Origin of the sequence: Heyndrickxia coagulans DSM 1 = ATCC 7050, assembly GCF_000290615.1 — a bacterium.
Taxonomy (GTDB): Bacteria; Bacillota; Bacilli; order Bacillales; family Bacillaceae_C; genus Weizmannia; species Weizmannia coagulans.
This window is the reverse complement of sequence record NZ_ALAS01000239.1, coordinates 16,196-29,776: the sequence shown is the minus strand read 5'-3', so window position 1 is coordinate 29,776 and position 13,581 is coordinate 16,196. Positions and strand designations below refer to the sequence as shown.

At 46.8% G+C, this 13,581-nt stretch carries 12 protein-coding genes and 2 pseudogenes; 8 read left to right on the top strand and 6 right to left on the bottom strand.

Annotated features, from left to right (window positions below):
• The first annotated feature begins 14 nt into the window (after positions 1–14).
• Positions 15–1,001, top strand: coding sequence for an acrylyl-CoA reductase family protein (locus IC21_RS13060; protein ID WP_029141966.1), 987 nt, complete (start codon positions 15–17; stop codon positions 999–1,001).
• Between the two features lie 168 nt (positions 1,002–1,169).
• On the opposite strand, the gene IC21_RS13055 is transcribed toward IC21_RS13060, so the two are convergent.
• Positions 1,170–2,045: a cation diffusion facilitator family transporter gene (locus IC21_RS13055; protein WP_029141967.1), complete on the bottom strand. Its 876-nt coding sequence runs from the start codon at positions 2,043–2,045 to the stop codon at positions 1,170–1,172.
• A gap of 188 nt (positions 2,046–2,233) precedes the next feature.
• Between IC21_RS13055 and IC21_RS13050 the strand changes: the two genes are divergently transcribed.
• From IC21_RS13050 to IC21_RS13025, 5 genes and pseudogenes are all read left to right on the top strand, one after another.
• A complete protein-coding gene (locus IC21_RS13050; protein ID WP_029141968.1) occupies positions 2,234–3,976 on the top strand; it encodes a phospho-sugar mutase in 1,743 nt (580 codons plus the stop codon).
• Positions 3,977–4,321: 345 nt separating this feature from the next.
• Positions 4,322–4,816 carry an Ig-like domain-containing protein gene (locus tag IC21_RS13045; protein WP_029141969.1) on the top strand — a complete coding sequence of 165 codons (495 nt, stop codon included), beginning with the start codon at positions 4,322–4,324 and terminating at the stop codon, positions 4,814–4,816.
• 256 nt (positions 4,817–5,072) lie between these two features.
• Positions 5,073–5,558, top strand: coding sequence for a VanZ family protein (locus tag IC21_RS13035; RefSeq protein WP_029713783.1), 486 nt, complete (start codon positions 5,073–5,075; stop codon positions 5,556–5,558).
• A 67-nt stretch (positions 5,559–5,625) separates the two neighbouring features.
• A complete protein-coding gene (tagH, locus tag IC21_RS13030) occupies positions 5,626–6,438 on the top strand; it encodes a teichoic acids export ABC transporter ATP-binding subunit TagH (protein WP_029141971.1) in 813 nt (270 codons plus the stop codon).
• Between the two features lie 205 nt (positions 6,439–6,643).
• Positions 6,644–6,862: pseudogene (locus tag IC21_RS13025) on the top strand (SDR family NAD(P)-dependent oxidoreductase); the annotation flags it as partial.
• Between the two features lie 264 nt (positions 6,863–7,126).
• Here the strand turns inward: IC21_RS13025 and qoxD are convergent.
• The 4 genes from qoxD to qoxA are packed head-to-tail and all read right to left on the bottom strand — an operon-like array spanning position 7,127 to position 10,916.
• On the bottom strand, positions 7,127–7,411 hold the full coding sequence (qoxD, locus tag IC21_RS13020; RefSeq protein WP_029141973.1) for a cytochrome aa3 quinol oxidase subunit IV: 285 nt from the start codon (positions 7,409–7,411) through the stop codon (positions 7,127–7,129).
• Entirely contained in the window at positions 7,411–8,019 is a 609-nt protein-coding gene (gene qoxC / locus IC21_RS13015; RefSeq protein WP_029141974.1) for a cytochrome aa3 quinol oxidase subunit III, read from the bottom strand. Before qoxC ends, qoxD begins: the two co-directional genes overlap by 1 nt.
• Positions 8,016–9,965, bottom strand: a complete 1,950-nt coding sequence (gene qoxB, locus IC21_RS13010) for a cytochrome aa3 quinol oxidase subunit I (RefSeq protein ID WP_029141975.1) — start codon at positions 9,963–9,965, stop codon at positions 8,016–8,018. Before qoxB ends, qoxC begins: the two co-directional genes overlap by 4 nt.
• Positions 9,966–9,989: 24 nt before the next feature.
• On the bottom strand, positions 9,990–10,916 hold the full coding sequence (gene qoxA / locus IC21_RS13005; RefSeq protein WP_029713784.1) for a cytochrome aa3 quinol oxidase subunit II: 927 nt from the start codon (positions 10,914–10,916) through the stop codon (positions 9,990–9,992).
• A gap of 345 nt (positions 10,917–11,261) precedes the next feature.
• Here qoxA and IC21_RS13000 point away from each other — a divergent pair, with 345 nt between their 5' ends.
• Entirely contained in the window at positions 11,262–11,921 is a 660-nt protein-coding gene (locus IC21_RS13000) for an HAD family hydrolase (protein WP_029141977.1), read from the top strand.
• Positions 11,922–11,974: 53 nt separating this feature from the next.
• Here the strand turns inward: IC21_RS13000 and IC21_RS12995 are convergent, their stop codons facing one another.
• Positions 11,975–12,886 (bottom strand): LCP family glycopolymer transferase, encoded by a 912-nt coding sequence (locus tag IC21_RS12995; RefSeq protein ID WP_029141978.1) that lies wholly within the window; start codon positions 12,884–12,886, stop codon positions 11,975–11,977.
• Positions 12,887–13,256: 370 nt separating this feature from the next.
• Here IC21_RS12995 and IC21_RS16395 point away from each other — a divergent pair.
• Positions 13,257–13,559, top strand: a pseudogene (locus IC21_RS16395) (transposase); the annotation flags it as partial.
• Positions 13,560–13,581 lie beyond the last annotated feature (22 nt).

The following is a 13,581-nucleotide window of genomic DNA, read 5'->3' as shown; positions in this document are numbered from 1 at the left end:
AGAGGTGCTTTGCATTGAAAGAAACTTTTCGTGCGTTGGTCATGGAAAATGCATCACAGCCGGCATGCTCCGTACAGGAATGGGATACGGGCCGGCTGCCGGACGCGGAAGTCACCGTAAAAGTTGCCTATTCAAGTGTCAATTACAAAGATGCGCTTGTTGGCGTGAGAGGGGACTTTGTCAAATCTTATCCGTTTATACCGGGGATTGATTTGGCAGGGACGGTGCTTGCGTCCGCTGACAGCCGCTTTAAAGAAGGCGATGAAGTGATCGTCACAAGTTACAAGCTGGGCACCGGGCATTTCGGCGGATTCAGTGAAATGGCGCGCGTGCCGGCTGCCTGGGTGGTACCGCTTCCGAAAGGGCTGACATTAAGAGAATCCATGATTTTAGGGACAGCCGGCTTTACGGCAGCGCTGTCCGTGCAAAAACTGGAAGACCACGGGCTCAAACCGGGACAAGGGCCGGTGCTTGTTGCCGGAGCAAGCGGCGGTGTCGGCAGTGTTGCTGTCGATATTTTGGCAAAAAGGGGTTATGAGGTCACAGCTTCAACCGGGAAAAAAGAGGCACACGCTTATTTGAAACGGCTCGGTGCGACCCGCATCCTTGACAGGGAAGCCGTTACGGACCATGAAGACCGGCCGATCCGCAAAACGGAATGGGCAGCGGCTGTCGATCCCGTCGGCGGGAAAACGACACAATACATCATCAGCTCCCTGCAGTACGGCGGGGCGGTGGCAACGAGCGGCCTCACCGGCGGAAGGGAAGTCAAAACAACCGTAACCCCGTTTCTCGGGCGGGCCGTCAGCTGGATCGGGATTGATTCTGTTTTTTGCCCGATGGATCTCCGCGTGAAAGTTTGGGAAAAACTTGCCGGCGAATTCAAACCGGAACATTTGACGAGTGAAATTGTCCGGGAAATCAGCCTTGAGCAAGTCCCGGCCGCACTTTCGGATATTTTGGAAGGCAAGCTCCAGGGCCGGACAATTGTAAAAATGTAACAAAAAAGGATGCGTGGCACTCGCGCATCCTTTTTAACAACCGCAAAAAGCGCTGGTTGAATGGATAAGGGCACCGGCTGGCGTCTTGAGGCCATTCCGCCATTCCAGGGTTCACCTTTCCTTCGAATGTACCTCCATTACCAGCTGGCATGCTTGCGAGTCCGGGTTTTAACTTTCCGCCGGCTCTACATGCACAATGACCTCATATACTTCACAATCGCGAATCAATGAATTCTCCACTTTTGTTGAAATGTCATGGGCATGGCGCAAATCAAGAGACGGTTCAACGCCGATGACAAGATCAATGACTGTATTATTTCCGTACTGCCGCGCTTTAATGTCTTTCACGCTTTGGACGCCGGCTACGCTTAATACTTTCGCTTTATAATTTTCCAGCTCCGACTCATCAAATCCGTCCGTTAAAAGATGGGAAGTATCGCGGAAAATTTCCCAGGCGGTTTTGCAAATCAATAAGCCGACAACAATCGCAGCCGCCGGGTCAAGCCACGGAAGATGGAACTGCGAACCGATGATACCGATGCTCGCGCCGATACTCACCCAGGCATCGGACAAATTATCCATCGCGCTTGCCCGCACCGCCTGGCTGTTGATGCGTTTTGATAACCGTTTATTGTACAAATAGACAAAAAACATGACAACAGCACAAAGTAACCCGGTCCATGCCGCTGCCATATCCGGGGATTCGGATTTTCCATGCACAATCGAGAGAATGGCATCATAGAGCACTTGGATGCCGACCGCCACCATAATGAGAGAAGCAACCATGGAGGCGACGTTTTCCGCTTTCCAGTGCCCGTAAGGATGATCGCGGTCCGCCGGTTTCCGGGAGAGGCGGAGCCCGATCAGGACGGCGATCGAAGACAGGATGTCCGTAATATTGTTCAGCCCGTCTGCCTTCAGGGCGTTTGAATCCGTATAGAAGGCAATCACTAGTTTCAGCACCGACAGGCTTAAATAGGCCGCCATGCTGATCATAATGCCGTACTCGCCTAATTTTAAATTTTGGTATTTTTCTTCATTCATTGCTTTCACTTCCATTTGGTTTACTTCTCTATCATAACAATGAAGTGCAGGGTGGGTCTACAGCAACGTTTTTTCCAGCCGCTATAAAAGTTAGATGCGGGAAAATCCGCCTTCTCATGCATTAAGGTCTGGGATTTCAACAAATTTATGCTAATATGGAAATAGAAAATTTTTTACAGGAGGCCAACATGAGCACTGATTGGAAAACTTCTTATGAAAAATGGAACCGCTTTGCAGAGCTGGATGCCGCATTAAAAGCAGAACTATCCGGCGTAAACGGGGATGAAAAAAATCTGGAAGACCGCTTTTATAAAAACCTTGAGTTCGGAACGGGCGGTATGCGCGGGGAACTGGGCGCCGGCACGAACCGCATGAATATTTATACAGTCCGGAAAGCATCAGAAGGGCTGGCAAACTTCATTCTCGACCAGGGGGAAGAAGCTATAAACCGTGGGGTTGCGATCGCCTACGATTCAAGGCGCAAATCGCCGGAGTTTGCCCTTGAAACCGCAAAAACGCTCGGAAAGCACGGGATCAAAGCCTATTTATTTGATTCCCTCCATCCGACGCCGCTTTTGTCATTTGCGGTCCGGTACTTGAACGCTTATGCCGGCGTTGTCATTACAGCGAGCCATAACCCGAAAGAATACAACGGCTACAAAGTTTACGGGCCGGATGGCGGGCAAATGCCGCCAAAAGAAGCGGACGAACTGACAGGCTATGTGAACCGTGTCGAAAATGAGCTGCTTGTCGAAGTCGGCGAAGAAAAGGATCTGATCGAAAAAGGCTTGCTCGTTTATATCGGCGAAAATGTAGACAAAGCTTACCAGGACCAGCTCATCAAACTCCGCCAAAACAAGGAAGTGATCAGCTCGGTTGCAGATTCTTTTAAAATCGTCTACACGCCGCTGCACGGGACAGGCAATCTCCCGGTCCGCCGCGGCCTTGAAAATTTTGGTTTTCAAAACGTCACCGTTGTAAAAGAACAGGAGCTGCCGGATTCCGAGTTCTCAACAGTAAAATCGCCAAATCCGGAAGAACATGCCGCTTTTGAACTTGCCATCCGCTACGGCGAAGAAATCGGCGCGGACATTTTGCTTGGCACGGATCCGGACACTGACCGCCTCGGCGTTGCCGTAAAAAACCATGAAGGAAAATACGAGGTTTTAACCGGCAACCAGACAGGCGCATTACTTCTCCATTATCTTTTAACACAAAAACAAAAGCAAGGGACTCTGCCGGAAAACGGTATTGTCATCAAAACGATTGTAACGTCTGAAATCGGCCGCGATATTGCCCGGTCTTTCGGCATCCCGACCATCGACACTTTGACCGGTTTTAAATTCATCGGTGAAAAAATCAAAGAGTTTGAAAAAACCGGTGCTCATACTTTCTTATTTGGGTATGAAGAAAGCTACGGTTATTTAATCGGCGATTTTGTGCGCGATAAAGATGCGGTGCAGTCGGCGGTCCTTGCTGCTGAAGTGGCCGCTTACTATAAGTCGATGGGAAAAACATTGTATGAAGGCCTGCTCGACATTTTCGAACAGTACGGCTACTATAAGGAATCCTTAACATCGCTCACCCTGAAAGGAAAAGAAGGATCGGAAAAAATTGCCGGCATCCTTGCCGACTTCCGTGCCCATCCGTTAACAGAAGTGGCGGGCATCCCGGTATCCGCCCGTGAGGATTATCAATCGCAAGTGCGGACCAACGCCAAAACAGGAGAAACGTCAAAAATTGAACTGCCAAAGTCCAATGTACTGAAATTTTTCCTTGAAGACGGTTCATGGTTCTGCATGCGCCCGTCCGGAACAGAACCGAAAGTGAAGTTCTACTTTGGCGTGAAAGCGGGCAGTCTCGCGGAGAGCGAACAACGGAACAAACGCCTAAGCGATGAAGTGATGAATCTCGTAAACCGTATGCTTTAATTGTATTCATAGGGTGCCCCGGGCGGATCTGACGTCCGGGGCGTTTTTTCGCCGTGCGGCAGATTGATGCAGAACACCATAATCGGCTCCCTCACAACAAAGGACAAGGCTCATTTTCAGCGCCCCGGCCATCTCTCAGGAACCGCCTGTATTGGTGCCGCCCTGCCATGTACGCCGGATCTTCTTTCCCGCTTCTATGCAGGTTCAGTACGATTTTCCCTTTCTGCAAAAACAGGCATCATTTGCAGAAATTTTGCGAAAAAATGAGCCTGATTTTTCTTTACTTAAAAAATAAGGCATGGTATATTCTGGGCAGATGCACATTTTCGGCCGGGACGTATCTGTTTGATTCAACAGAGTCCGGCCAACCGGTCCGGTTTGCGGACTGTCACCAATTTTTCGAAAAAGGTAACCGGCACAGCAGAGCCATATGCGAAAATCACGGTGAAAGCCGGCAAAACAACGATCGGAACCGGCAAGGCCGGTAAAAACGGGGAATTTGCGGCCAAGATACAACCGCAATGCATCGGCAGAAAACTGTATGTCTATGTAACCGATGCAGCGCGCCATACAGGAAAGGCCGCAGCCACAACCGTAAAACCGCCGGCACCGTCCGCACAGGGCGTTAAAGCAGGCGCAACGAAAGTGACCGGAACTGCACTTAGCGGGTCCAAAGTCTATGTCAAAACCGGAAAAACGGCAATCGGCCATGCTGTTGCCGGAAAAAATGGCAGGTTCACCGTGAAAATCAAAAAGCAAAAGGCAGGCGCAAAATTGTCGTTGTATGCTGTTAAAAACGGCATTTGGAGCGACGCTAAAACGATTACGGTACAAAAATAGGAGAGCGGATCACTCCATTCAAAACGATATCGCTTTTCAAAAGGAGCATAACGTTTCAGGGCCAAAAAGGCCGGGAGCCGTCCCGGTTTTTTTGCTTATGATAAAGGGCAAATGCCATGCTTTTTTCTTCCGTGGAAACGGCTGAAAAGGGCGGCTTCTTTTTTTGTCCGTTGGAAGAAAAACGCCCAAAAAGGATGCAACATTTTTCTTACTCATGTAAAATGGAAAGAGCGAATAGGAGGCTTTGCCATTGCTCATGAAGAAAAAACAAAGCGCGCTGGTGCTTGCAGGTCTCTGTATCCTGTTTATGGCTGCCATGTTTCTTTTCTCCAACCAGCCCTATAAGGAACAGGACATGCGGCCGGAACTGGAAAAGCTGGTACGCCTCGATGCAAACACATTGCCGAAAATCGAATTCTATTACGGGGGTGCGCTTGTAACGTCAACGCTGCCGTATGATTTTATTGAATTCTGGATCCGGAAATTTTGCCATGTGGCGGAATATGCCGTCTGCACTTTGCTGATCCTTCTGACTTTGCGCACGGTTTTGGTTCCTGCCCGTTTTGCAGTTCCGGCCGGCTTTCTGGCAAGTTTTCTCTATGCCAATCTTGACGAATGGCATCAAAGTTTTGTCAGCGGCAGAACAGGGCATTTTATAGATGTCATCACTTTTGACAGCTTCGGAATCATGATTGGCGTCTGTCTGTTTTTATGGTTTACGCGAAGGAAAAAATCCCGATAATGCTTAACGAACGGCATTTGTTTCTTTATAATAATCGTATTGAATATACAACAGGGAGTTCTAATCTATGAGCATATCTGTCAGATTTAAAAACGTTTCGAAAAAGTATAAAATGTACCGGAGCAATTCGGAAAAAATCCTCGATATTATTTTGCCGGGCGGTTACGGGGATGATTTTTACGCCCTGCAGAATATTTCTTTTGAGGCAAGCACCGGGGATGTCATCGGCGTGATCGGCGTTAACGGCGCCGGCAAATCAACCTTGTCCAATTTGATTACCGGTATTATTCCGCCCACAACCGGAACAATTGATTTATATGGGGAAACATCGCTGATTGCCATCAACTCCGGCTTAAACAATGAATTGTCGGGCCTTGAAAATATTGAACTGAAATGCCTGATGCTTGGGTTCACAAAAAAGCAGATTAAAGAGCTGACCCCTCAGATTATTGAATTTGCGGATATCGGGCAGTTCATTGACCAGCCTGTTAAAAAATATTCAAGCGGGATGAAGTCACGGCTCGGATTTGCCATCTCGGTCAACGTTGACCCTGATATTCTTGTCATTGACGAGGCGTTATCGGTCGGCGACCAGACATTTGCCGATAAATGTTTTGAGAAGATGAATGAATTCAAGGATGCGGGCAAAACGATCTTTTTCATCAGCCACTCGATGGGCCAGGTAAAGAAATTTTGCGAGAAAGCGATGTGGCTGGAAGCAGGGGAAATTAAGCAATACGGCGCGATCGATGATGTCCTGCCAAATTACGAAAAGTTCCTGAAAGAATTCAAATCATGGCCAAAAGACAAACAGAAAAACTTCAAACAGATGATTCTCGAAAAACGGAGCAAAGAAAGAAAAGAAAAAGTGGCAGAATAAGGGCTGCTGCCCGGGATGCAAAAGCATCCCGGGCAGCAGCTTTCCTGCTTACCAGGCTTTTTGCTGGAAAACCGGGAGTGGCGGCTGAAGAACAATTCCAGCCAGGCAAAATGTTTTTCGTAAAAAAGATATCAAGAATTGACAGCGCTTACTTTAAAGCGGTATAGTGAAAATGTGCACATACTCACAATGGGAGGGAATCATAATGGCCAGCTTAGAAAATAAAATTGCAATTGTCACAGGCGGCGCTTCCGGGATCGGGCTTGCAACCGCAAAAGCTTTTACGGAAAAAGGGGCGAAAGTGGTGATTTCCGATTACAACGAAGAAAGCGGCAAAACGGTTGAAAAAGAACTCAAAGAAAAAGGGGCGGATGTTTGCTTTATTCGCGCCGATGCATCTGATGAACAGTCCGTCGCCGGCCTTGCGACAAGGCCATCGTATTCCTCAGTGAAAATGAATTTGTAACCGGCATTGCCCTGCTCGTGGACGGCGGTTATACAGCGCAATAAGTGCGGCATAACCAGCGCCAAAAGGCATCCATCCGGTCCGGGTTGATACCGGTTGATGCGTTCAAGCCATAAACCGGCCCTCGGGAAGAATCGCCGATTTGGCCGTATTTGCAAATGCGTCTGTCCAGACAAGCCATAAAAAAACCTGCATCCGCTAAAAGGATGCAGGTTTTTTTGGTTAAAAGTGCATAACCCAGATGGTTCCGTAAACAACGACGATCGCAATGATGATGCTGTAGATCATATTGCTGACATTGATCTTTCCGTTTTCGCCTTCTTTGACGTGCATGAACATAAATAATTGCACGCCAGCCTGGAGGAAGGCAAACAATCCGATTGTCCAGATGATCGCCGTTTTAGAAAGGTTGGTATACAAAGCAACATACAGTGCCACAAGGGTCAATACGATTGAAAGCAGAAAACCGATGACATGGCCGATCGGATATTTTGAATGATGCTCCATTATTTCATCAACCCTCCTAAATAAACGAAAGTGAAGATAAAGATCCAGACAACATCAAGGAAGTGCCAGTAAATACTTACAACGAAAAATTTGCGTGCCGTCATCGGCGTTAAACCGCGGCGGATCAGTTGTATAATAATCGATATTCCCCATAAAATCCCGAGGGAAACGTGGCATCCGTGCGTTCCGAGCAATAAATAGAATGCGGAAAGGAATGCGCTTGTCTGCAGTGTTGCCCCATCATGAACGTACGTGACAAATTCATTGATTTCAAAGCCGACGAAAGTTAAACCGAGAAGAAGGGTAACGATAAACCAGCCGAGCATCGCGCCTTTATTCCGGTTTCGCATATTGAAGACGGCAATTCCGCATGTAAAACTGCTTGTCAAAAGGACAAAGGTTTCAATCAGGACACCTTTGAGCTCAAAGATGTCCTGCTGAGCAGGCCCGCCTGCTGTTTGGTGCTGGAGTGTAAAATACGTTGCAAACAGCGTTGCAAACAAAGTGATTTCAGCCGCCAGGAAAACCCAGAAACCGAAAATGGTTAAACGGTCCTGATTGCGCTGGTATTCGAGGGGCAATGATGTATCCAAATGTTCGTCGCTCATCGTTTTACACCTCCTGCTCTTGTATTTTCTGTGCGAATGATTTCTTCTACACTGATATAGTGCCCTTTATCCGGGTCAAACGATCTCCACGCAAGGCAGCCGAGCATCATCAAACCGCCGAGAATGGCGAGCCACCACCAGGACCAGACAAGGCCGAAACCTGCAAGGCCCATCGATACAGCGGAGAAAAATGGCATTGCCGAGTTATTTGGCATATGGATCGGTTTGTACTCTTCATCCCGGTAAATCGGTGTGCCGTTTTCTTTGTATTCTGCGAACGCATCAAGTGTAGAGACAACCGGCTGTTTCGCAAAGTTATATTCCGGAACCGGTGTAGGGGTTGCCCATTCTAATGTGCGGCCATCCCAAGGATCACCGGTCGTGTCGCGAACGCCATGTTTAATGCTGTAAACAATGTTCCAAGCCAGGACGAGGAACCCAATCCCCATGATATAGGCACCTACTGTAGAGGCGAAGTTCCAACCTGTCCAGCCAAGTCCTGCTTCATAAGTGTACATCCGGCGCGCCATTCCGTCGAGGCCGACAAAGAATTGTGGCAGGAAGCAAAGGTTAAAGCCGACCATCCACAACCAGAACGTAATTTTGCCCAGTTTTTCATTCAGCATATAGCCGAACATTTTCGGATACCAGTAGTGGAGCCCTGCGAAACATGCATAGGCGACTGCCGGAATCAATGTATAGTGGAAGTGGGCAATCAGGAAATATGAATTGTGATATTGATAGTCTGCTGCTGCCATGGAAAGCATAACACCCGTAACCCCGCCGATCAAAAATGTCGGGATAAAGGCAAGCGACCAAAGCATAGGCGTTGTTGTTCTAATTTTCCCTTTATGCAATGTAAAGATTTCGTTAAATAATTTGACACCCGTTGGTATCGCGATAATCATCGTTGAGATCGAGAAGAACGAGTTTACGACTGCTGTGTTCCCCATTGTAAAGAAGTGGTGAACCCATGTGAAATAACTGAAGAATGCGATACCAGCCATCGCAAAGACCATGGAGGCATATCCAAACAATCGTTTACCCGAGAATGTAGCGATAATTTCCGAGTAAATCCCAAGAGATGGCAGCAACACAATGTACACTTCCGGGTGGCCCCAGATCCAGAACAAGTTTGCCCATAACATCGGGCTGCCGCCTGAACCCATGGTAAAGAAGTGTGCGCCGAAAGTACGGTCAAACGTTACTTCTGCCAAAGCCACTGTCAAAACAGGGAAAGCAAAAAGCACGATGATAAAAGTAATCAAAGTAGACCATACGAACATCGGCATTTTCATTAATGTCATGCCCGGCGCCCTCATTTTCAGAATCGTGACAATGAAGTTCACGGCTGTTGCCAGTGTCCCGATCCCGGAAAGCTGCAGGCCCATTGCATAATAGTTGTTTCCGACACCTTTTGTAAATTCCGGGCCTGCAAGCGGGAAGTAGTTCGTCCAGCCGGCAGTAGGGGAACCCCCGATAATAAATGAAATATTAAAGAGGCACATCCCTGCAACCATTGCCCAGAAGCTGAATGCGTTCAAAAGCGGGAAGGCAACATCGCGCGCCCCGATTTGGAGCGGAACAGCAACGTTAATCAGGCCGAACAAAAACGGCATCGCCATAAATAAGATCATGACAACCCCGTGGGTCGTAAAGATCCCGTCATAATGGTTGGCATCAAGCAGATGCTGGTTCGGCAGTGCAAGCTGTGTTCTCATCATTAAAGCATCGACACCGCCGCGGAATAACATTAATACCGCAACAATAATGTACATAATCCCGATTTTTTTATGGTCAACGGTTGTCAGCCATTCTTTCCATAACCATTTCCATTTCTTGAAATAGGTTAGAGAAAAGATCACAGCGGCCGCGCCAAGTGCCATGCCAACTTCGGCGGCATATATGGCCGGTTCACCGGTGACGAAAAAATCACTAAGTTTCACACTGTTTTCCTCCTATTCCAATGATTATTTTCCGCCCATATCCATACCGGACATATCGTGGTGGTGATGGTGATTTTGTTTCTCACCTTTTTCCGATTCTTCATAATAGCTTTTTTGTTCATCCGGTTTATCCCATTTTAAATGGGTTCCCGTGTAAGTCTGTCTTCCTACGAGGCCTTCTTTTTTAATCAGTTTTTCATAATCCGATTTTTTCATTTGAGGCGCTCTGCTTTTGACTTCCTTCACCCACGCATTAAAATCTTTCGGTGTTTGGGCCAACACATCGAAGTCCATCTTTGCAAAGCCTTCCCCGTTGAAGTTTGCGTTTCTTCCCGTATATTCGCCAGGGTGGTCTGCAGCCAGAATCAGCCTCATCGTCATGTTCGGCATCGTATATTTCTGTCCGCCAAGTTCAGGGATCCAGAAAGATGCCATCGTACCGGATGATGTCAATTCGAAATTGATTGGCCGCCCAGCCGGGATGTTTACATAGTTAACGGTTTCAATGCCCTGTTCCGGATAACTGAAAATCCATTTCCATTCCGATGACGTGACATAAATCGTTAAAGGTTTTTCGCTTTTCATGGATTTTGGCGTTTCTTCAACCGAATAGTTTGCTTTAACGGTTGGAATGGCAATGGCAATAATAATCAGCACCGGGATAATGGTCCACACCGTTTCCAGCACTTTATGGCCGTGGATTTGCGGCGGTTTATAATCAGCCGGCAGACGCGACGCCCTGTATTTTATCACCATATAAAGATACAACCCAAGGACAACGACGAATACAAAGGCCATTAAGATGGATGAGTAAACAATCAAATGATATTGTTCCCGCGCCATTGGGCCTTGTGGGTCGAGCACTGCAATTTTGGTGTCACATCCGCCGAGCAAAAAGAGCGATGTGAGGGACAAAAGCAGCACCAGTTTCCAAGGTAGTTTCCTCAACACATTTTTTCTCTCCTTCCGGTTTGGTAAAATAGTGTACAAATAAAAGCAAATGAAAAAAAGGTGGTACTTTTATTTTTTCACCTTTATTATGGTGCTAACCTATTTTACAATAAAAAAATATAGATGTATTGTCTTTTACCCTTATTCCGCCATGTTTCATAAAATTTTCATAAAAAGTTCATATATTTTTCATAGATTTGTCAAATACTGGCATTATCTAGAAATAATTTACAACTTTGTGAAGGAATATGGGATTTAATATTTTGGAAAAGATTTCAAAACCATTCTGGGAGGAAAAGTATTTTTAACGTATAATGTTACGGGAAACAGAAAGGGGTTTTACGGATGATAAAAGCTGTGATTTTTGATTTCGACGGGCTGATTATGGATACGGAATCGGAACATTATGAAGCGCTTTGTGAAATTTTCCGCGGCTACGATTGCGAGATGCCGCTTGAACTATGGGGAAAGGGGGTTGGCACGCATTCGGATTTTAAGCCGTTTAAATATCTTGAAGAGCAGATCAAAAAGCCGCTTGACACAGAAAAACTGGACCACGAGCTGGAGGAAATGTTTTTAAAACGGCTCGAAAAAGGCGCGGCCCGCGAAGGCGTGGAAGATTATTTAAAGTCGGCCAAGAACCTCGGGCTTAAAGTCGGACTGGCTTCAAGCTCTGACAGGAAATGGCTGCACCGCTATTTGCGCCAGCTTGGCCTTCTCGCTTATTTTGACTGCATCAAATCTTCCGATGACGTTGAAAAAGTCAAACCGGACCCAGCTTTGTATTTGAAAGCGGCCGGCTGTCTCGGCGTGGAACCAGAACAATGCCTCGTCTTCGAAGATTCGCCAAACGGGTCGCTTGCGGCAAAACGCGCCGGTATGGCATGCGTAGTCGTCCCGAACCGGGTAACAAAAGACCTCAAGTTCGGCGAGATTGACCACCGCCTCGGGTCAATGGCAGAAACGCCGCTTGAAGAAGTAATCCGGTTTATTGAAAGCCGTTGACAGAACAACCCGCTTCTGCATGCCGGAAGCGGGTTGTTTGTTTCCGCTATTCCTTAGTCACCAGACAGATTTTCTTCCAGCATTTGCGTGACTTTTTCTTTTTCAGCATCTGACACCGCCAAATAATAGATCCCGTCAATGTTGGCATCGGTGCCTTTTACTTCATACTGGGTAATGTTTTTGGCGGCATTCCGGTAATTTTTCTCAATCGTAAGCATGTCATTAAACGTCATATTTGTTTTGACATTGTCGCCAAGCGTATCAAGGATACTGCTGTATTTTGCCACAGAAGAAATGCTGGTTGCTTTCCGGATCAGCGCCTCGATCACTTTCCGCTGCCGTTTATTGCGGCCAAAATCGCCTTCCGGATCAAGATGGCGCATTCTGACATAGCCGAGCGCCTGGGCTCCGTTCAGATGAATTTCCCCTTTTTTGTAATGGTACCCTTTTTTATAGTACCCTTCGTCATGCCAGTCAATTGTGTTGTTGACGGTAATGCCGCCAACCGCATCGACCAGTTTTTTCAGGGCCTGCATGTTGATTTTCACATAATAATCCATTTGGATACCGGTAAAGTCCTCAACGGTCTGCAGTGCCATACTGGTTCCGCCATATGCATATGCAGCATTGATTTTGTCATAGGTGCCGCGTCCGGCGATCAGCGTCCTTGTATCCCGCGGGATGCTGACCAGCTGTGTCGTGCCTTTTTTCGGATTAATGGTCATCACAATGATGGCATCGGAACGGCCGCTGTCATTTGCACGTTCATCCACACCAAGCAGCAAAACGGAAATCGGCTGCCCGCTCTGGCTTGAGATGCTTTCATTTGAAGTGCCTGCCAACGATTCATGCATTTTATTAGCCGCAGCTTTTGCCGAGTGATAAACATAGTAGGCATAACCGCCACAGGCGATGACCAGGATCCCAATTAAGCTTAAAAAAGACATCAGGATTTTTTTCTTCATCGATGGCCCTCACTTTTTCGTCATATAATTGGTTATTATAACATGACTCGCTACGCTTGAATATCCTTTTTGTCGATTCCCTTCATATACCGTCAGTATCGGGCTGACGGTGCGGCCTGTTTTTCAATCATCGCATTTTGCAACGAAAACATTAAGAAAAATTTAAGTTTGCCCCATCGATGTTGCGGAATAGACGTGGGAATAAGAAAGAAGAAGCTAAGCTGACTCCAGAAGAGAAATTCAAACTTCAAATGAAAAAGGTAGAAAGAGAAAATGAACGGTTACGTGCGGAGAACTTATTCTTAAAAAAGTTAGAGGAGATCGAAAGGAGGCGAAACTAAGCCAAATCCGATTTATAGTATTATGAGATGGAGAACATCCACTTATTCATAGTGATCGTGGGTTCCAGTACACTTCCAAAGGATTTAAATGTAAGATAGACGCAGTAAAGATGACACAAAGTATGTCACGAGTTGGTCGGGGTATTGATAATGGGCCAATGGAATCTTTTTGGGGAACACTGAAATGTGAGAAGTATTATTTACATCAATATAAGACATTTGAGGAACTTTCTCTGGCAATAGATGAATACATCCATTTTTATAATCATGAAAGATACCAAAAACGATTAAACGGCCTTAGCCCGATGGAATATAGAGCTAAAGCCGCTTAAATCATTTTTATTATTTCCACTG